This is a genomic window from Vampirovibrio sp. (genome assembly GCF_041737375.1).
Lineage (GTDB): Bacteria > Cyanobacteriota > Vampirovibrionia > Vampirovibrionales > Vampirovibrionaceae > Vampirovibrio.
The window spans coordinates 194969-214149 of sequence record NZ_JBGSRV010000010.1 but is presented as its reverse complement, the minus strand read 5'-3'; the positions used below and the strand labels follow the sequence as shown (position 1 = coordinate 214149).

The window sequence follows — 19181 nt, the reverse complement described above, 5'->3', positions numbered from 1 at the left end:
GGTTGTTTGGAGGAGCTTCTGTGAAAGTCGCTGGCCAAGGGTGGGCGGAACCCAGGGCCGCTTGTTTTGTTTATCGCTGCAAGGCGTTGTTAATAACGGTTAGGTTACTTTGCGCGATCTGGTAATTTTCTTGTGAACCCGGTGGGGCTTTGGGGGTTTGAATTACTTCGGCATAAAGCCGCTTGGCCTCTTCAAAGTTTCGTTTGGCCCCGCTCAGGTTGTTGGCACGCACCATTTTATTGCCTTCGTTAATCAGCACCGCCCCCAGGTTAAATTTGGCGTCTACCAACGTGCGGTTCAGTTGCAGGGCCTGACGATAGTAGGCAATGGCCTGAGTGGGCCGGTTTTGAGTTTGAGCCTGAACTCCCTGCTGATAAAGCTCGTAATATTTTTTGGTGAGGGCGGTACTCATGCCGGTGTTGTTCTGCACGTCGGCATCCAGTTTGTAGAGCATGCCAATGGTGTTGGCGTCTCTTTGGCTGAGGCTTTGATGGGTGCCGTGATTGGAAGAAAAATACATAATATCTTCTGGGTAGGGGCTGTGTCCTTTCAGGCCAATGGCGTGACCCATTTCATGGGTGGCAATGGTAACCAGTTCCCCCTGCGGAATGGTGGTGCCGCTATCGGGGTAATACACCGCCAAATTAATGTCGGAGCGAATAATGGTATCGCCCACCGATTGAAAGGGACTGACTCCCAAAATATTGTCTGAAAAATTCTTTTGCCAGCGCACAATAATATCCGCGTTACTTTCGGTATAGGTTTGAGCGAAAGAAACTTTGCCACGGGTGGCGGATTGCCAAGCCCGCATGGCGCTGGTGACCGCTTGGGTCATGGGTGCTTTCCATCCTGGTACCCCTAAGCCGCTGGCGATATACACCCGTAATGGCATGCGAGCGGTTGCAAAATGGATAATTTTACCGCTGGGAATCACATGGGTGAGGTAGTTATCCTTGCTGTTTCTGGAAAGCGCGGTGCTTAGAATTTTTTGTGCCTTGTTACTGTTACTGGCCAGCGTAATTTGCTGCTTGGTCAGGTAATTAATGTTATTTCGGGCTTTGCCAGCGAGTTCGTGATTGGCGGGTACGCTTTGAAGTACGTATTCAAAGGCTTTACGGGCCTCATCATAGCGATTCAGGCGGGCGTAAGACATGCCCAGATAAAACAGGGCGTTGGGATTGCCAGAACCTTGCTTTAAGCCGCTTTGCAGAAGTTGGGCCGCCCGAGCGTAATTTTTGGCGTTATAGGCACGAACCCCGTCCGTGATGGGGTCAGCCAGGGCCAATGCCGGACAGATGGCTAACAGTAGAAAGCCAGCCAGTAATCCCAAAAAAACACGCTTTAACATACCTCCGGTATCGAGTGGAGGCCGGGAGATCTTGAGCGTTATGGGCCAAACTGTAGGAAAAGTTTACAACCCGCTATGCCTAACGGGTGGAAATGGCGTTGAGCAAATCCTGAGCGGAATCCATTTCCGTTTTTAGGGCGCTTAAAAAAAACTGAAGTCGTTCATCGTCCAAATCGAAATATTCGCGCAGGTTGGGGCTAATATGGGCTGGATCGTACACGCCCTGTTTTTCATATTGCAGAACGGCCAGTTCATTGGCCAGGGCCACCAGATAGACCATGGGTCCGCAATGTTCGGCGTTTTCCGGGGTGTGGTGATATTGAATGACTTCTGTAATGCCCACGGGCAATTTCCATTTGGCCGCTAAATAGCTGCCAATGTCGGTATGGGTTAGCCCTAAAACAGCGTTTTCCAGCTGGCAAAAAGGCTTGCCGTGCATCACCATTCTTTGCTGGCCCGCCTGTTTCAAAACCAGATGATAATCTTCTTTGAAGTAAACGTCTAAAACCACTTTGCCAATGTCGTGCAGCATGGCGGCGCTAAATACATCATCGGCCTCATGAATGCGCAGGGAGGTGGCCAGTAGACGAGCGGCCACTGCTGTTCCTAATGAGTGTTCCCAAAATTGTTGATGATTCAATCCACCGGGATGGGTATGGCCTTCAAACAATTTAAAAATGCTGGCGCTCAGCACCAGTCCTCGTACATTGTTGAAGCCCAAAATCATAATGCCATGCTGAATGGAGCTGATTTGTCGTTGAAAGCCATAGGCCGCAGAATTGACCATTCGAAGCACTTTGGAGGTGAGGCCGGGATCGTAGGAAATCAGTTTGGCGATTTCAGAAGCGGGGGTATTGGGCTTGCTGATGACTGCCAGTATGCGGTTCACCACATCGGGCAGCGAAGGAATGTCCCGAATGCGTTTCAGGATAATTTCATGAGATCCTGACGTGAATTTTTCCATTCGGGGGAACTCTCAGGCTAAGGATTTTTTCTAAAAGGCGTTGGAGGCTTTGTAATCTGTAAGCTCAGCCGGTTCGTTCAGAATGCGTTTCAGGGCAAAACGGCTTACGGGCTTGGAAAGTATTTTAATCTTTATTCGATGACTTAGGGCCTCAATGGCCGCATTCTCCTCCAGAGAAAGGAGATGCCCATTGGGTACCGTTAATATCAAGGTCTCTACATAAGAGAGGTCGGCGAAAGCCTGAAGCAGGGTCAGCCCGTCAATGCTGCTGGACAGCTCGTAATTGGCAACCAGAATTTGAGGGCGATACTTTTCCATAGCCCAGGGAACACTGGACACTACCCGCACCGGATGAATCCGATCCAGCTGTATTCCGCAAATGAACAGGCAATCGATCAGTCGTTTTAAATTTTTTTGATCTGGCTCTACAATCAAGACCCTTTTTTGTTGAAGCCTCTGGAGGGCAACGCTTGAACTCTTCTGGGTTAGCGGATTGCTCATGCCTCGGGCCAAAGGGGGGCGATCCTGTTTTTTGGCCCGTGGCTTCTGATAGCCGGGATTCAGGATTTGACCGGTGTGTTTGTAATAAAATTGGTGGATTTGGGCGCCGCTGTTTAAAAATTTGGGCAGTTCATCGGGTGTGAGTTCAAATCCTTTACGCAGCAATAAAATCGGTTCCATACCTCGGTTTTTCCGATAAATATCTTCGCTGGTCACCAGAATTTCCTGTTGCATGCCAGCCGGGGTGCTTTTTAAATTTTGAGGGTTGAGCCGAACGAATCCGAACATCGTGCAATCTCCTGTAAGGCTTTTTCTTGTTGTCGGTTTCGGCACTTTGTCAGGTTCAATGCAGTGTTTCCTCTAAAAGTCGGTCATTCGGTCGAGCCGTTGGTTTTATTAAATATTTTTTTAGAAATTTTTCAGGTTTTTTACAGCGCAAACTTAAAATTTCAGCGGGCCGAACAGAAATCGGCCCGCTGAAAGGGGGTGGGGGTTAATCTTGAAAATCTGAATCAATAAGGACGAACGGGGGTTATCTAAATGTTTGCAGGCTGGCCAAGGCGTTACCTTGTTGCTGATATTGACCAACCATGCGATCCATGGCCAAAAACTGTTGGCGTAAGGTTTTTTCTTTAATCACCAACCGGTTATTGGCCCGTTCAATGCTTTCATCAATGGATTTGACCCGTTTACCCGAGGATTCCTGGTAAGCGCCAAACAGGCCTTTGCCACCGTTGCTTAAATTGTATAAAGCGCCAAAGCCGGTTCTGCCGTCGTTATTCACATAGGTTTTATCGGAAAGCAGTTTTTGCAACTTGGTGAAGGTGCCTTCAAGGCCATCATCAATGCCGGGGGTGCTGGGTGCCAAATCTCGGGCAATAAACAGGCGTTTCAGCTTTTCGGGATCCAGGGCCAGGGCTGCTCTGAGAGCGGCTTTGTCCAGATACAATTTTCCATCGGCGGTGGCGGTGGTAGCGGCGGCTGTTTCGGTAGGGGTTTCAGTATCGCCTTCTTCATCGGTGGTTTCGGTTTCCTCCACAGCACCCAGCGCTCTGGGGCTGGAAGAGATGCCCACCATCTGTAAACTCTCAAAGGCGGTATTGGCCAGGTCGCCCCCAACCGATTGTGTAAATATGGAGCGCAACTGGTTTCGGAAGTTTTTGAGCTGGGTATCGCCTGCCAATGGGCCGTTGGATGCGGTGGCGCCGGTTTTGGTCGCCTCTGGATCGATTTTGGTTTGTTTGGCAATTTCATCAATGACCGAATTATATTTTTTAATAATGTCGTCAACTTGATTGACCAGCCCATCGTTGTCTTTCTGGATGGTAACCTGGGTGGTTACGCCGACCGCCACTTTTTTCAGGCTGAGGGTAACGCCAGTAAGCCCGGTAATGGTTTCATCAATGGTATCTCCGGTGGCGTACATGGTTTGACCGTTTAACTTGAACTGGGTATTGCTTCCGGCCACCTGACCGGAAATGGCATCGGTGCCGTTAATCAAGTTCATGGATTGCAGAAAATTGCCCGCACCTACATCTTCTAGACTAATCAGGTTACTGCCAGTGGTTTTGGCCACCAGCTGGAAGCTGTTGGTACCTCGGTTAAAGTTGGCGGTAACGCCTGCTGCGGAGGTGTTGATTTCGTCAATCAGGGTGTTGATTGATTTGCCATCGGCGTTAAAGGTAACGCCGTTGATTTTGAATTCGCTGTTGGCGTTCACCGTAGTGGCCAAATTGGCATCGGCTGAGGTCACGGCGGCATCACGATCGATACTGCTAACCCGTTGGGAGGCGGTGGTGGTGTTGCCGGAGACATCATCAATGGCAATGGCGGTATTCAGGAATGTTTTTTCCAGAAAATTAGTGGTATCTCCGCCTGCGCCAAATGTAACGGCGTTACCGGCTCCGCCCCGATTGATCTGGATTTTGCCGTCCACAATGCCCACGGTGGCACCGGGAATATCGGTTTGAATGGCCGTTTGCATATCAGACAGAATATCGCCAATGGTATCGCCATCGGTAATGCTGACTTGGTAAGCTTTTTGAGTCGCTCCCACCTGAGTGTACAAGGTAAAGTTACCGGCGGTAATGCCCAGTTCCGTATTGGTCATGGTGCCGTCAAACTTGCTGACCCCGGCGGTGCTGTTGGTCACGGTAGACGTGGGCAGGGTTAACACTTCCACGTTCAGGGTTTGAGGGGCGGCATTGTTGGTGACAGTGGCACTCACCGATTTGTTATCGGAGGAGGTGGCCCTCATGTTCTCAAACATGGTTTTCTGGGTCACAATATCGCGTTTGCCCAGCTTATCAATGGCCGAAAACAAGTCTCGGGTTTTATTTTGAATGGCAGTGTAAGCGGTTTGCTGACGGGTGATGGTGGTTTTCTTCTGGGTCATCAGCGAAATAGGACGCTGTTCCAGGGCCAATAGCTGGGAAATAATACCATTGACGTCAAAGCCGGAGTTAAACCCTCCCACGCCGCCCAGGGAATAATTGCTACTCATGCGGTTGATCCTTCAATTAGGCAGGAGTCCAAAGCAGTGATCGAGCCATTGGGTTGGACATAAAGCTCTATTAAGATAATTACCCATTTTTACCGTTACTTAATCATTTTTATAAAGGAATCAATATTTTGTGGGGGAAGCATTGGGGCCTTCGAATTTGTCAAAATACCCCTCACCCAAACGGGTGAAATCTGGGGCTTTGCTTGTAAAGAAATCGTAATAAGCTGAGCGGTAAATCGCATTTTCGCGAGGGTTTTCTCGTTTTATATAGAATGACCGTCAGCTGGCTCCATTTGAATTGGCTAGAGCGGTTAACCGCTTTGTGTTACTATCCCCACCATCTAAACCTGTGACTATGGTTATTGGACATGGGTTTTTCACAAGGGTCCTCAAGCGGTTTCTTAAGTCTTAGCTGTAAAGGCTCAAACTCAGTTATAAAAGTTAATTCCAAGGGAGTCCCTCATTTATGTCAGGAATCGCTAGCGTCAAGCAACGCTCTCTTCTATCCCGACTGTTTCGCACCAAAAATCTGGATAAGATTTTGGCGGATAATGCCAATCAGGAACATCAGCTCAAAAAAACCTTAAGCGCTTTTGACCTGATTATTTTTGGGGTGGGCGCCATGATTGGGGCCGGTATCTTTGCGTTAACTGGCGCTGCTGCCGTGGGATCTCCTGATCACTTGGCTGCGGGCCCTGCTTTGACACTTTCTTTTGTATTGACCGGTATTATTTGTAGCTTTTGTGCGTTGTGCTATTCCGAATTTTCGGCCATGGCGCCTATTTCGGGTTCCGCTTATACCTACGCTTTTTCCACCATGGGTGAGTTTATCGCCTGGATTATTGGCTGGGCGCTGGTATTGGAGTATGCGGTGGGCAACATGGCCGTTGCCGTTAGCTGGACGGGAAGCGTCAAGGAATTTGTGGCCATGGCCTTTGGGGTTCATCTGCCAAGCTGGCTGGTGAGCAATACCATTGACACCGTTTCCCATGAAGGTTTGAAGAATGCGGATATGTCCATTGTGATGCAGGCTATTCCCTTTACTATTCCGTTCACCACTGAAGAAAAAATTCTGCTGGTGCAAAGCGCCTTTAACCTGCCTGCTTTCTTTATTGTGCTGGCGGTTACTTGTTTGCTGTTGGTGGGCGTTTCTGAAAGCGCCCGAACCGCTGCGGTTATGGTGTTTGTAAAAACCTTTGTGGTGCTGTTGTTTATCCTGATTGGCGCTTTGTTTTTGTTTGGCGGCCATATGGATGTGTTACAGCGCAACTGGTTTGCCGATGGCTGGAATACCTTTGCGCCCCACGGTTTTAACGGCATTATTACCGGTGCGTCCACTATTTTCTTTGCCTACATTGGTTTCGATGCGGTTTCTACTGCTGCCGAAGAAACCAAAAACCCGCAACGGGATATCCCCATTGGGATTATGGGCTCGCTGGCCATTTGTACCTTGTTATATATTTTGGTTACTGCGGTGATTACCGGTATTGTTCCGCTCAACGAAATTAACAAGGAAGCCGCTGTGGTGGGAGCCATGAAGTATATGGGTTACCCTTGGGCCTCCTGGCTGGTTAGTATTGGGGCCATTGCCGGTTTAAGCTCGGTGTTGCTGGTTTTGCAAATGGGTGGCACCCGCATTTTCTACGCCATTGCCCGAGATGGCCTGTTGCCAGCGGCATTGGCTAAAATTCATCCCAAATTCCAAACCCCGCATATCTGTACCATTATGGTGGGATTCTTTGTGGCCATTGGCGGCGGTTTACTGCCGATTAACCTGCTGGCTGAAATGTGCAATATCGGTACCTTGGGCGCATTCATGATTGTGTGCATCGGGGTGGCTATTTTACGCTTTACAGATCCCAAGCGTCACCGCCCCTTCAGAGCCCCCCTGGGATTGACCTTTCCGGTGCTGGGCGCCCTGGGTTGCGTGTATGTAATGACCGGTCTGCCCTTGTTCACCTGGGTGGTTACCGCCGCTTGGTTCCTGGTTGGCATGGTCATTTATTTTGGCTATGGTTTCTGGAACAGTAAAATGAATCTGGAAGAAAATGACGAGATGAGCGTTGATTTAATCAGCTAGTAGTTTCTGGGTTTTCTGAAAATAAAAGAAAAAGTCCCTCTGGGTTATCCTGGAGGGACTTTTGGTTGTTGGGAATGTTCCTTGCTTAATAGAAAAGTGGTTTTAGATGGACCGGCTCATCAATCAGAGCCTCATGATTAGAGGTTATATTGGACCGGTTAAATATTGGCGGTTTTTTTAATTTTATATCACCTTATTGGGTTGGTCTGTATCAACCAAATGATGGAATTAGAGGCCCGGTTGGGTGGGTTATTCAGGTTTGGTATGTCTGGATAAGCGGCTGGTTTTTTTCTGTTTTCCAGACACGGGGGCAACTCTTACGGTCCCGCTTTTTTTATTGTATAAACCTCACTGTGTATTGCTGAGCCTGAATGGGCCAAATCAAGCGAAGGGACCGCCACAGGCTCTTTTCGCCCATAACCAAAGGAACTCATGGCTATGAAAGATTTTCATGAATTCGTTCGTAAGCTTTTAATGGTTTGGCTGGGATGCTACGCCTTAATTTTATTACCCGGCCTTCTAAAGGGCCTGCTGATGTTTGTTTTGGCCGATTTTACGCTGCCTGCCAAACATTACTCTGATATAATCAACACCGTACGCACGGGCATGTTATGGCTAATCCCCACTTTATTTCTGGGGGCTTCCTATTTATTGTCTCGTCCGGGTCAAAAAATATCTCATTAAAGAATTACGCTTTTATAAAAAATAGTTTAAGGATAAGCACGCCGCCTCATGACTCGAAACTTTTTACCCGGCTCTAAAAAACGAATTGCGGTTGCCATGAGTGGCGGTGTGGATAGCAGTGTGGCCGCCTATTTAATGGCAAAAGCAGGCCATGAGATCGTGGGTTTGACCGCCTGGACTTTAAACGGCCCCGGTAAATGCTGTAATGACGCCTTGGTCAACGCTGGCCGGGTTTGTGAAATGTTGGGCGTTCCGTATGACACCGTTGATTTGCGGGCTGAATTCTCTCATTTTGTGATGGATTATTACAACAACTCCTACGAGGCGGGACTGACCCCCAATCCCTGCGTGGAGTGTAACCGCTACGTTAAATGGGAAATGCTGGTGCGCTATGCGGTGGAAGAGCTGGGGGTAGACTATGTGGCCACTGGTCATTACGCCATTCTGGAACCTGCCGCTCACGGCGTCAACGTATTTCGCTCGGTGGATGAGCATAAAGATCAGACTTATATGATGGCACGGGTTTACCCCAAGGATTTGGCCAAAACCCTGTTTCCGCTAGGTGAAATGACCAAGCCCGAGGTGGTGGCTTTAGCCCGTGAGCTGGATTTGCCCACCGCCTACAGCAAAGAGTCTCAGGATATTTGCTTTGTACTGAATGGGCAACACAATTACATGGATTTAACCCTGGGCAAGCGCAAGGGAAACTTTGTGGATACCGATACCGGAAAGGTGCTAGGGGAGCATGATGGCTATTACCGCTTTACCCTGGGCCAGCGCAAAGGCATTGGGGTGGCTGCCGGACGCCCCATTTATGTCACTAAAATTGACCCCCACACCAACACGGTGTATCTGGGAGACGCTCATCATCTGGAAAGCACCACTTTTAAAGTGTTGGCTCCCAACTGGCTTTTGCCCGAGCTGGAAGCGCCCGGTGCGTTTCCTCTGGATTGCATGGTTAAAATTCGTTATAACTCTCCGCCGGTGATGGGTCGGGTGGAATTGCTGGATGAGGCTTCCCTTAGCCTGAAGGTCACTTTGTTTGAGCCGCAATCGGCCATTACGCCCGGTCAAATAGCGGCTTTTTATGATGGTGAGTTCAGGCAGTTATTGGGCGGCGGTTATATAGAGCGCTATTTGTCTCATGAAGCGTTCAGTGAGACCAAGCGCGACAACTTGCCGGATTTATACTGCCAGGTCGCCCCTGCCACTGCTTAAGTGGCTTTTGATGATTCGGGAACGCTTTGTGGGGGTGATTCTCCCTGAACTGTGAGTGTTGCTGATATCTCCGCTTGCTGTTCTTCGGGTTTGATTAGCATAAAAATTAGCCCTTGCTGCTCTGGCTTGAAGTTCGGCGGAAAGGTGGTTTCATCGTTATATCGGGCGCCCTTCAGGTTAGCGCCCTGTAAGTCCGCGCCTTTAAGTTTAGCGCCTTCCAGGCTGGACAAACTTAAAGAGGCCCCTTGCAGGGCTGCTCTGTTGAGATTAGCGCCTTTTAAATTGGCCCCGGACAGGTTGGTTTGAAAGGCTTTAGCCCCTTCCAGATCCGCGTCGCTCAGATTGGCCTGGCTAAAGTTGGCTTGGTTCATGTTGGCGTTTTGTAAATTGGCTTGAGACAAGTTGGCGGAATTGAACTTGGCATTCCGCATCAATGCCCCCACCAGGCTGGCCTTGGTTAAATCCGCCCATGCCAACTGGGCCATTTCCATATCGGCTTTCTCAAAATTGGCTTCAACAAATATTGCGGATTGAGCCTGTAATTTGAGCAAACTGGCCTTAATGAGTTTGGCCCCGCTCAGATCGGCGTGTGGTAATTTGGTTTCATACAATTCAGCATTTTCCAGATTGGCGCCTCTGAGCGTGGCCCGACTAAAGTCGGCTTGGCTTAAATCGGCCCTGCGAAAGTTGCAGTTGGTAAAATTGCCTTGCACGCAATGGGTTGCCGATAAATTAGCGCCTTCCAAATTGGCGTCGGTCAGATTGGCGCCTTCCAGTTTGGCCCCTTTTAAAATGGCTTTCATCAAGGAGGCCCCTAACAAACTACCGCCGCTGAGGTTGGCCCCCCGCAAGTCGGCATTATTAAGAATGGACCCTTCCAGCTTGGCGTTAAACAGCACTGCAAAACAGAGATCTGCAAAACTCAGTTCTTTGCCGTTCAAGTCGGCATACAAAAGATTTTCGGCCTCAATTTCCAGTAATAGGCCACCAGATTGATTTTTAATAGCAAGCATAACCAACGCAACAACTTTCCCATTTCGTGCTATTCAAAAAGAAGCAGCACTCTTCTGTAAGGGGCAACCTGTATTTCTGCCTTCTATTGCTTTTATATATTATGAGCTATTTTATTGTAAGTTAAACCTGTTGTAACCACTATCGACCATTGAGGTTATGTTCCATCAATCTCAAGAGGGGTCCGACTTCGGTGGGGTCGTTATAGCCAAGTCGGGCGCTTAATTCCTGCTGAGGGATGTTGCCATCGGCCCAAAGCGTTTTTAGAAAAGTGCCTGCCGCCGGGTTGGCGTACCAGTCTTCACCCGCGGTATCCGAAGAACCAAAGTGCTGGCAAAGATATTCTCGCAACTGGGCCTCTAAGCTCCAGGCGGTAAAGTAGTCGGCCACGTAAAAGCCTGCGTCCACGTCTCGAGTCCAGCCTTCGGCGTCATACTGAAACCCACAGCCCCGACTTAACAGGCTGGCGTAGATACTGCCCTTGTCTTTCAGTTCATAACCGGCATGGTTTACCCCTTCAAACAAGGCCAATTCAAATTGCATTTTACTGGCGTAGCGGCGCAACATGTACAGATCTTCCAGCGCCCGTTTTTTAACGGCCATTTGGGCTTGTTCCTTGCTGAGTCCAGCCATATGAACCAGCCAATGAGCGTTCATAAACAGGTTTTGAAACAAATAGGCGTAGGTTTCAGTGGTGGTATTGTTGCCCATTAACGCCATGGCAAAACTGAGTTTGGGGTTTTCGTAGGCAAAATGCTGGGCGTGGCCAGATTCATGGAAGAAGGCGGAGTAGTCATCCAGTCCGCCTTCCGGCTTAACGGATAAATAAATTTCGGAAGGCACCGCTGCAGGGTACACATAGGCTCTGGATCGCTTGCCTTCCCGGTTGGCGATATCCAGCAGAATACGCCGCAGGGGGGCTTCACCGGAAAGAGCGTTCTCGGTTTTGGCCACCACTTCCTGCTCAAAGCTGGGGTGATCGGTAAAATTAACCTCCTGAGCCAGTTGAGAGAAATTCAGGCCCAGCCCGTCAAAGGTTTGGCGGGCCAGCGGCACCAGTCTGGATTGTGGAAACTTCTGGTTGATGCCTTCCATTTCCTCAGAGGCTTTGCCGTGCAGCACATAGGAAATATCGGCACGGGTGGCGTCTTTGCTAAAATCAAGCCCGGTGACCTGATGATAGTGATCACCCATCAGCCTGGCGTAAAGCGCCTCGGTTTCATCCACCAGTTTTTTGCCGTTTTCACCCAGCTTTTTCAGGTTGTGTCCGCTGGTTTGGGCATAAAAGTGAATCACATCGGCATAACCTAGGTCGGCCAGCATGCGGTTTTCCTGCTGAAAAAGGGCGATAAACTGGCCAGAAAGCTGTGCGGTGTACGCTTCAGCCATGCGATCGTACAGCGCTTGGCGGGTGGGTTTATGGGCTGTTTTTTTCAGCCATTCCGAAACATCTTCGTACAGCAGTTCTTTAACGTCTGAGCCATCGGCCTGCTTTAAGCCCAGACCAGATGCGTCGATTTTTAACTGGTTCTTGGCGTTCTGAAAGGCATCGGATAGTGAGGCCAGTTGACTGCCAATAAAAGTACCTAGCACCGAGGTGAACAGGCGCTTGGTTTCCTCGTTATCGGGGTTTTGATCGTAAAGTTTCTTCAGTCGCTGAAAGGTTTCTTCATCGCTGAGCATGGGGTACTTGGCGTAAATTTCCTGAGAGTTATAGGTTTCGCTGAGTTTGGCGGTGGCAAACAGGTAATAGGCCCGCGCAAAATCCTTGTTGGAATCAGAAAATGCTTTTTCCAGCGCTTCCAGAAATGCCTGATCGCTTTGGGTGGCGGTTGCGGTGCTCATAATGGATAGTTTCCCCCGTTCAACGATAACGCCCGCTCAACAGAGCGCCTTTTCATTATACCTGTTCTCTCTGTGTTGTTCTTGATGGCGTGTGCTGCCCGCTGACTGCTTTGGGCTTGGTAAAAAAACGGGGGTTAAATTAACGGTTTTTTTATGGCTGGTGCTGGGCCATCAGTGGGGATAGTCCCAAGGCCGCCCGAGCTTGCCGCTCGTAATCAAACGCTTCGTATTCCAGTCTGGATTGATCGCTCAGTTGTGCGCCCCCCAGATATTGGGCCAGTCGCACGCTGATTTGTTTGGGCCAGTTCTGGCGGGCGTGGCGATACTCATGGGCCAGAATGGCCGCTTTTTCCCCGTCGCTTAGGTGCCAAAAATCGGCTCCCACATACAGTTTTCCGCTCATGCCTTCATAGGCGGCTAACATGGGGGTGCTGGCCGGTTTACTATAAAGCCAAAGGGTGGCAGGTGTCTCGTTGTAGACAATGCGGTTGTTCTGCCGTAATTCATAAACCCAGGCTGCAATTTCGGGAGAAAGCGCGCTCAGCAAGCTTCGACTTTGTCGCAAGGCTTGCCAGCCCCTGGCGGGGGCTTGGGTATGGGGGAAATCAAGGGTGCTATTGGTGTGGACAAGGGTATGAATTTCCGGGAGATGACCCACTTCATTGAAAGCGGGCAGCCGACCATCGCCCATGATCTGATCGTAAAAGGTGCAAGCGCCCAGCAACACAAACAGGCAAAGCGCCCAGCGTTTCAGTGCCGATAAAACAGAACGCCCATCCGCCCATGGCATGCGGATGATCAAAACGTTTGGGGCGGGAAGCGCCTTCCCGGTTAAAGAAATCAAGGAACTCGTCATGAATAAGCGGCTTCGCTCCTTAAGCAAGCTGGCAAGGAAACAATATGCCGTTATAAAAGATCGTCCACAGCAATTGTTGCTAGCTTGCGGTTGACGCACTAGTCATGAGGGAGGGCATCACCATGCCGCAGGCTGTGAGATGGCTGCTTAAACCAGAGGCTTCAAAGGTGTAATGGTCAAGTCTTTAATAAAAACGTTTTGGGGTTGATTCAAAATGTAGACAACGGCCTCTGCCACCTGATCAGGCGCTAGCATGCCTTCTTTTCGGGGGCCCTCTTCCGCATGTAAGCCTTCCCAAATGGCGGTATCCACGGCCCCAGGGTATATCCCAATCACTTTAATGTTATTGCCGCGCTGCTCTTCTGCCACTGCTTCCGTAATGGCATGCAAGCCAAATTTGGAGGCATCATAAACACTCCAGAAGGGGTAGGCGGTTTTTCCGGCAATGGAGTTGATGTTGAGAATAACACCGCCATTTTGTTGCACCATCATAGGTAAAACCGCCCGCATGCAGTAAATGGACCCTTTTAGATTGGTATCAATGGTGCGATCGATTTCTTCTACGCTAATTTCCTGAAGCAAGCCAATTTTGGCTGCCACCCCGGCGTTGTTTATCAGAATGTTGATTTTGCCAAACGTTTTCTGGGCCTCCGTCACTGCTTGCTCCACTTGCGCTGCGTCCCGCACGTCACAGGCCAGTGGGAGGGTCTGAACCTCGGGGTGGGCAAGGGCCAGCTCCCGAGAGAGTTCGGTAAGTTTTTGAACATTGCGGGCGCATAGCACCAGATGAATGCCCAAGGGGGCCAGCTGGCGTGCAATAGCTTGTCCAATACCCTGACTGGCTCCGGTAATCATGGCCACTTGTCCATGAAGGGATGATGTTTGGCGCTCTGACATGATAATCCTTTTCCTGATTTCAGAAATGATACTGCTATTAGCCTATCTCTAAAAAGCCACTTTTCAAAACAGGTTGCCCGTCCTTTTCTGGGTGCTATGTAATGGGTTGTAAAGGGGCTGAAACCCTCTCAGGGAAAGTGTGTTATACTTGTGTTGACTATTTGATGTTGTGATGTACGTTTGGCAGTTTAGTTTGTCTGTTTGCAGGGCATTTTGTTCTGCATAACCACATTATTTTTTTCATGATTTGGTTGAGTTAGTTGTTAAAGGAGAATCGATGAATCATTTCTTAAAAGGCGCCCTTTTGGCCGCCGTTGTTGCTGTATCCATGGTTCCGGCCAATGTGTTCGCCGATGAAAACCCGTACGCCACTTTCAGAATTCGCCTGGAGCCGAATCCCGCTTCTTCCGATTACCAGCCAGCGGTTAATGAGCCCATTACCAAAAAGCAAGTGGCTTTCCAGATTGTAAACAATACCGGAAAATCCTTGTTCTTTAACAGCCGTGAAGGTGAGTACATTCCTTTGGTTTCCCAAAGCACAGTAACTTTGCCTTACCAACCCGGCGAAGAATACAAAGTTGTCGACACCGACGGCAATACCTTTGCCCAGTGGAACTTGAACCGCAGTCAAAGTGAAGCCACCAGTGTGTCTTCCGCTTCCAAAGAGCAGTTTACCGCTTGGGGCAACACCCTTCAGCAGGTGATTGATAATCAGAAAGTCGCTGTCCAGGAGCCGCCAGCAAAGTCTGAGCCAAACTACTACCAGTCCCATTCTTCTACCACCAGCCATTCTTCCAGCGGAACGGTTGTGCGGGGCTACTGGTAAACCGCTTAAAAATTGAATAAACCCAATTCCCGGCCTTGGTTTCCAAGGTCGGGAATTTATTTAGAGCGCTTCCTCCTGCTTGAAAACAGATGAGGCAGCAGGCAGGTTGAGCTTGAATTGGCCCGGGTTACGGGCTCGCCCGTTGGAATGCGGCAGCTTAGCAAAGCAGTCTATGAGACTTCTGGCGTTACGAATAGCGCTTTACGCTAATTGTGGTTCGCCTCAACATTTTCTACACTGAAGGTGACAAGAGCAAAATAAGAACAAATCCGATCCGTCTTTTTTTCAGCCCGTTACCCAATGTGTATTTTGGGCTGGCTTAATGAATGGCCGGATCCGGTTAGCAATTACAGGATGTTTGGGATGAGTTCATTATCTGGAAACAAGAACGCTCATCATGAGCGACCGTTCAGAGGGATGAAAAAGAAATTTCCCCGGCCCTCTGTAATTCTACTGCCATTGCCGCTTAAAAACCCCGCTAAATTACTTTCCAGGCTGGGGTTTCTAGGGGCAATCGGGTGGGCCATTATGGTGCCTACCCTGGTGGCGCTGGCCTTGGGCTTGTGGATTGATACCATGTTTCCCGGCCCGCTGAGTTGGGGTTCTGTGATGCTGCCGCTGGGCCTGTTTTTGGGATGCATGAACGCTGGATACTGGTTTTCACAAGATTTTACCCCCAAAGATCAATGAATCCTTAGGGGTAAAGTGTGGTTATTCAGTTTTACTGATTTTTGATGGGGTAGCAAATAAACTATGGGTTCAACGTGGGTGGGTTAGCCCGCTAGCTCGCTTGGGCGCGTCCCAATCGATCGGGGTACCAAAGGGTAATGGGGCTTTCAAAGCCCATAATAAAGGTATCGCAGCCTCGTTCTTTTAATTCGGTAAGGGCATGGTGAACTTCAACGGCAGAACACTGGAAGCATTCGGACATGCTCATTAGCGAGGGAAGAAACAGGCATTGCTCATCACCCTCATCATATTTTGCCAGCATGAGGGCCAGGTAATCTTGAATGTCAGGTGTTTCCAGGTGAGTGCCATTCGGGGTGTACAAAATGGCTAAATCATTTGGCGCAAGCGTCAGGCTGGTCATATGGAAACTCCCTTGGTTGTTGTGAGCGGAAATGCCAGGGTTGGATGAGCGGGCTATGCCTGTCGGGGTGGATCTTCATCCATCAGGGCTTCATCCATGAATTCTTCGGCCTCATCTATATCGAAATCAAACCGGTCTTTCCGAAACGAAAATCCCCAGTTATGCAGGCCACTTTTCTTTTTCAGGTAAGCGTATTCCACGTTGGAAAGGGACATGGTATTTCGCATCCTCAACCCTCCGTTAACGGGTTCGCTAAACATGTAGGACCATATGGGCTTTATGTGTTGATTCGCCCGTTTTTAAACCTGCCCGATTGGGCTATTTGTTTTGGAAGTGCCAATATTTTGTTTTAAAACGGAGATGACAGACGGGTTTTAAGTTTAATACTTCTGTGGCCTAACCGGCTAGCTTGAGAAGCCGAATGGGAAAGCGCATACTAAAATACTGGATTGAAAATCAGTGTAATCAAGTTCAGGCAAATGGCGTTACTCTTGCAAAGCAGGGCGCATGGGAAAAAGGCCAAGGTTTTATTATGGATAACCGAGCGATTGCAATTATTGAGGATAACCGTGACGATCAACTGGTGATCCTGGAAGCCATTCGAGGGGCTGGCATTCAGAATGCCTTAAAATTTTTCACAACCGGCACTGAAGCCATGGCTTATTTGACTTGCTGTGAGCAGTATTTTGAAAGTTTACCTGTGCTGATTTTTCTGGATTTATTGCTTGAAAATGAGGATGGGTTAACCTTTTTGGAAACCGTTCGTAACCATCCTGCCACCCACAGAATTCCGGTGATTGTGCTCAGTCAGTCTGCTCGGCAAAGGCATTTACAGGAGAGCTACCGCTTGGGCGCAAATAGCTTTGTGGCTAAAGACGAGCAATTGAGTCGATTTAACGCCAACATGCAGTGCATTCTGGATTATTGGCTCAAGGTTTGTCGGGTGCCAGTGGCTTAAAAGGGCGCTTCCTGTCAGGTCTTTCTTCCTTTTGGTTAAGGTTCTCCCTTTCAGGGTTCTCCAAGGCGGGCGTGGTGGCTCCAGTAGAGGATGGCATGGGCAAATTCTTCGGCAGAATAGGGCGTTTCTGGCCGGGTGCCGCCTTTCAGGCCTAAAAAATTACGGGCCATGGTCATGGGGCTTATGGGTTCTGTTTCAGCAGTGGCGTATGCGTTGATAGACACCACATAGTAATCGGCTTCTCGGGTAGATGGGGCGTCTCCATCCTGGGCCAGTGTGTCGTGGCTGTACAAAATAATATCCGCCCGTTGAGCCTGTACTTTTTGCCCGCCCAAAACCTCAACTTGAATAAAAGGCGCTTCCCCGGCAACCCGCGGGCTGAATTCCGCCCGCAAGCGACTCTCTTCATTGAGCGGTACAATGCTGCTCCAAAAATGCGGTAGTGCCGATGTAGGCATGGGAACAATCAACACCCCACTATGGTGTGGGGAAACCTGACGATGCGCCCACTGGCTTTCTATCAGTGTTATTAAGCTTTCCCAGCTTTGGTTGAAGTGGTTGAACCTGCTTTGAGGGGTTTGCCGTTTTACAAAATCCAGAATGCCAATGCGCGCCATGTGCTTTCTTCTCTCTTTGCTTTGTTTTCTCTGTGTTTTTCTTCTACTTTTTCAGTGGTTCAGTTCAGCCCTTTCATCAGGGCCAGCATAGGGGTATTGTATTCAAAAAGACCTATGGCAGGTGCTTGTTTTGACGCTAAAGGGCAAGGGCATCCCGCATCACCGAAGCGAAATTGCCTGGGTAAGTCGCCGTCCGTCTCATCCCAAGAAAAAAACGCCTATTCCCAATACCCTAAGCAATGCTTCGGTGGAAATGGCGTTAAAGCGCAATAATTAAACGTTTGATTAATGGTTTTAAAGTTTCATCCAGCCTGTCCTTGTACTTGCATAAAAACGTTTAACAGAAATCCCGGAACCATTTTTAAAGTTTTATTAACAATTTTAAAAAGATCCTTTAAAACATAGGGGTGCAAAGTGCGTTAAGCCAACAACGGCAAGCTCAGTTGCCAACTAGTGGGTTCTGGCTCATCGGGGCGCTCCGCTTCTCCCAGTTTGGAAAGAGATACCCCCAGCAAGCGAACGGGCTTGGCGTTCGCTTGCGTTAAATCCAGCAACTGGCTGAGGTGTTTCATCATTTTTTCCACATCCCGAAACGCTTTGGGTTCGGTTCGGCTGCGCGTAACTTGTTGAAAGTCGGAATACTTGACCTTTAAGGTTAAGGTTCGCCCAAAAGTATCGTGGGCTTGCATCCAGTCCAGAACCTCCTCTGACATGGGGCGCAGCGCTTGTAGCATTTGGGCTTTGTCAGTTATATCCTGGTTAAAGGTGTTTTCCGTGCCTATGGATTTACGAACCCAGTTGGTTTCCACGGCCCGATCATCTTGCCCTCGGGCCAAATGATAGTAAAAATCGGCGGTGCGCCCGAAAATGGATTGCAGGCTTTGGGGGGATAACTGCCTTAAGTCCGCCCCGGTATAAACGCCCAGGGCCTTTAGTTTGGGTTCTGTTTTCTCACCCACGCCATAAAACTGGCCAATGGGCAGTTTATCTATAAAAGCCTGAGCCTGATGGGGCTGAATAACACAAAGCCCGTTGGGTTTATTAAAGTCGGAGGCCACTTTGGCTAAAAATTTGTTGTAGGAAACCCCGGCAGAAGCGGTTAAGCCGGTTTCAGCCACTATTCTTTGCTTGATTTCGTAGGCAATCAGGGTGGCGGAAGGGCTGTGCTTCTTGTTTTCAGTCACCTCTAAATACGCTTCATCCAGCGAAAGCGGCTCAATGAGATCGGTATAATCACTAAAAATGGCTTTAATTTGTGCTGATACTTGTTTGTAGGCATCAAACCGACCCGGCACCACCACCAATTGAGGACACAGTTGGAGCGCTTTATAGGTAGACATGGCCGACTTGACCCCAAAGGCCCGGGCCTCATAGCTGGCCGCGGCGATAACCCCTCTTTGGGCCGTGGTTCCTCCCACCGCCAACGGAACGCCACGGTATTGCGGAAAATCCCGTTGTTCTACTGAAGCGTAGAAGGCATCCATGTCAATATGAATCAGTTTACGGGGGGTAGTCATGGCGGGCCTCGAAAAAAAATTCGATACCATCACTTTAATGAAATTGTTGCTGCAAGGCAAGTCGGCTCATCTTTCAAAAGGCGGTAAAAGACTTTGAAAGAATGTTCAGGACTCCCCCAGTTTTCAAATCGGGCGGCAATAAAGTTTTTAAAACCTAAAAAAATAAGTGTGTTTGCAATCCCGTGACAAACCGCAACTTTTGGATTGCAGGTGTTTTACATAGCTAACATCACACGACTGTGAGAGTGACCAGTCAACCCAATCAT

19 protein-coding genes are annotated in these 19181 nt (G+C 49.1%); 7 read left to right on the top strand and 12 right to left on the bottom strand.

Features of this window, described 5'->3' with window-relative positions; translation table 11 throughout:
• Positions 1 to 70: 70 nt before the first annotated feature.
• The 4 genes from ACEW81_RS05950 to fliD form a co-directional block, all read right to left on the bottom strand.
• The gene (locus ACEW81_RS05950) at positions 71 to 1348 is read right to left on the bottom strand and encodes a tetratricopeptide repeat protein (protein WP_373532051.1); all 1278 of its coding nucleotides are present in this window, start codon (positions 1346 to 1348) and stop codon (positions 71 to 73) included.
• A 79-nt stretch (positions 1349 to 1427) separates the two neighbouring features.
• The gene (locus ACEW81_RS05945; protein WP_373532050.1) at positions 1428 to 2312 is read right to left on the bottom strand and encodes an HDOD domain-containing protein; all 885 of its coding nucleotides are present in this window, start codon (positions 2310 to 2312) and stop codon (positions 1428 to 1430) included.
• Positions 2313 to 2342: 30 nt separating this feature from the next.
• Positions 2343 to 3101, bottom strand: a complete 759-nt coding sequence (locus tag ACEW81_RS05940; RefSeq protein WP_373532049.1) for a hypothetical protein — start codon at positions 3099 to 3101, stop codon at positions 2343 to 2345.
• 244 nt (positions 3102 to 3345) lie between these two features.
• On the bottom strand, positions 3346 to 5316 hold the full coding sequence (fliD, locus tag ACEW81_RS05935; RefSeq protein ID WP_373532048.1) for a flagellar filament capping protein FliD: 1971 nt from the start codon (positions 5314 to 5316) through the stop codon (positions 3346 to 3348).
• Positions 5317 to 5782: 466 nt separating this feature from the next.
• On the opposite strand from fliD, the gene ACEW81_RS05930 reads away from it, so the two are divergent.
• From ACEW81_RS05930 to mnmA, 3 genes are all read left to right on the top strand, one after another.
• Positions 5783 to 7396: an amino acid permease gene (locus ACEW81_RS05930; RefSeq protein ID WP_373532047.1), complete on the top strand. Its 1614-nt coding sequence runs from the start codon at positions 5783 to 5785 to the stop codon at positions 7394 to 7396.
• A 438-nt stretch (positions 7397 to 7834) separates the two neighbouring features.
• Positions 7835 to 8080 carry a hypothetical protein gene (locus tag ACEW81_RS05925; protein ID WP_373532046.1) on the top strand — a complete coding sequence of 82 codons (246 nt, stop codon included), beginning with the start codon at positions 7835 to 7837 and terminating at the stop codon, positions 8078 to 8080.
• A 48-nt stretch (positions 8081 to 8128) separates the two neighbouring features.
• Complete coding sequence (gene mnmA, locus ACEW81_RS05920) at positions 8129 to 9298, top strand: tRNA 2-thiouridine(34) synthase MnmA (protein ID WP_373532045.1); 1170 nt, start codon at positions 8129 to 8131, stop codon at positions 9296 to 9298.
• Here mnmA and ACEW81_RS05915 read toward each other — a convergent pair.
• The 4 genes from ACEW81_RS05915 to ACEW81_RS05900 form a co-directional block, all read right to left on the bottom strand.
• On the bottom strand, positions 9295 to 10311 hold the full coding sequence (locus ACEW81_RS05915) for a pentapeptide repeat-containing protein (RefSeq protein ID WP_373532044.1): 1017 nt from the start codon (positions 10309 to 10311) through the stop codon (positions 9295 to 9297). The genes mnmA and ACEW81_RS05915 overlap by 4 nt on opposite strands.
• A 139-nt stretch (positions 10312 to 10450) precedes the next feature.
• A complete protein-coding gene (locus ACEW81_RS05910) occupies positions 10451 to 12154 on the bottom strand; it encodes a gluzincin family metallopeptidase (protein WP_373532043.1) in 1704 nt (567 codons plus the stop codon).
• Positions 12155 to 12305: 151 nt separating this feature from the next.
• Positions 12306 to 13010 (bottom strand): hypothetical protein, encoded by a 705-nt coding sequence (locus tag ACEW81_RS05905; protein ID WP_373532042.1) that lies wholly within the window; start codon positions 13008 to 13010, stop codon positions 12306 to 12308.
• Between the two features lie 147 nt (positions 13011 to 13157).
• Positions 13158 to 13907 carry an SDR family oxidoreductase gene (locus ACEW81_RS05900; RefSeq protein ID WP_373532041.1) on the bottom strand — a complete coding sequence of 250 codons (750 nt, stop codon included), beginning with the start codon at positions 13905 to 13907 and terminating at the stop codon, positions 13158 to 13160.
• Positions 13908 to 14184: 277 nt separating this feature from the next.
• On the opposite strand from ACEW81_RS05900, the gene ACEW81_RS05895 reads away from it, so the two are divergent.
• Both ACEW81_RS05895 and ACEW81_RS05890 read left to right on the top strand, forming a co-directional pair.
• On the top strand, positions 14185 to 14733 hold the full coding sequence (locus ACEW81_RS05895) for a hypothetical protein (protein ID WP_373532040.1): 549 nt from the start codon (positions 14185 to 14187) through the stop codon (positions 14731 to 14733).
• Positions 14734 to 15096: 363 nt separating this feature from the next.
• Positions 15097 to 15423, top strand: a complete 327-nt coding sequence (locus ACEW81_RS05890; RefSeq protein WP_373532039.1) for an AtpZ/AtpI family protein — start codon at positions 15097 to 15099, stop codon at positions 15421 to 15423.
• Between the two features lie 91 nt (positions 15424 to 15514).
• On the opposite strand, the gene ACEW81_RS05885 is transcribed toward ACEW81_RS05890, so the two are convergent.
• On the bottom strand, positions 15515 to 15823 hold the full coding sequence (locus tag ACEW81_RS05885; RefSeq protein ID WP_373532038.1) for a hypothetical protein: 309 nt from the start codon (positions 15821 to 15823) through the stop codon (positions 15515 to 15517).
• Positions 15824 to 15876: 53 nt separating this feature from the next.
• On the bottom strand, positions 15877 to 16038 hold the full coding sequence (locus ACEW81_RS05880) for a hypothetical protein (RefSeq protein ID WP_373532037.1): 162 nt from the start codon (positions 16036 to 16038) through the stop codon (positions 15877 to 15879).
• A gap of 317 nt (positions 16039 to 16355) precedes the next feature.
• Here ACEW81_RS05880 and ACEW81_RS05875 point away from each other — a divergent pair, with 317 nt between their 5' ends.
• Positions 16356 to 16781: a response regulator gene (locus ACEW81_RS05875; RefSeq protein ID WP_373532036.1), complete on the top strand. Its 426-nt coding sequence runs from the start codon at positions 16356 to 16358 to the stop codon at positions 16779 to 16781.
• Between the two features lie 50 nt (positions 16782 to 16831).
• Here ACEW81_RS05875 and ACEW81_RS05870 read toward each other — a convergent pair whose 3' ends face one another.
• On the bottom strand, positions 16832 to 17398 hold the full coding sequence (locus tag ACEW81_RS05870; RefSeq protein WP_373532035.1) for a DUF3228 family protein: 567 nt from the start codon (positions 17396 to 17398) through the stop codon (positions 16832 to 16834).
• 121 nt (positions 17399 to 17519) lie between these two features.
• Here ACEW81_RS05870 and ACEW81_RS05865 point away from each other — a divergent pair, with 121 nt between their 5' ends.
• The gene (locus ACEW81_RS05865; RefSeq protein ID WP_373532034.1) at positions 17520 to 17675 is read left to right on the top strand and encodes a hypothetical protein; all 156 of its coding nucleotides are present in this window, start codon (positions 17520 to 17522) and stop codon (positions 17673 to 17675) included.
• Between the two features lie 142 nt (positions 17676 to 17817).
• Here ACEW81_RS05865 and dinB read toward each other — a convergent pair whose 3' ends face one another.
• Positions 17818 to 18915, bottom strand: a complete 1098-nt coding sequence (gene dinB / locus ACEW81_RS05860; RefSeq protein ID WP_373532033.1) for a DNA polymerase IV — start codon at positions 18913 to 18915, stop codon at positions 17818 to 17820.
• Positions 18916 to 19181 lie beyond the last annotated feature (266 nt).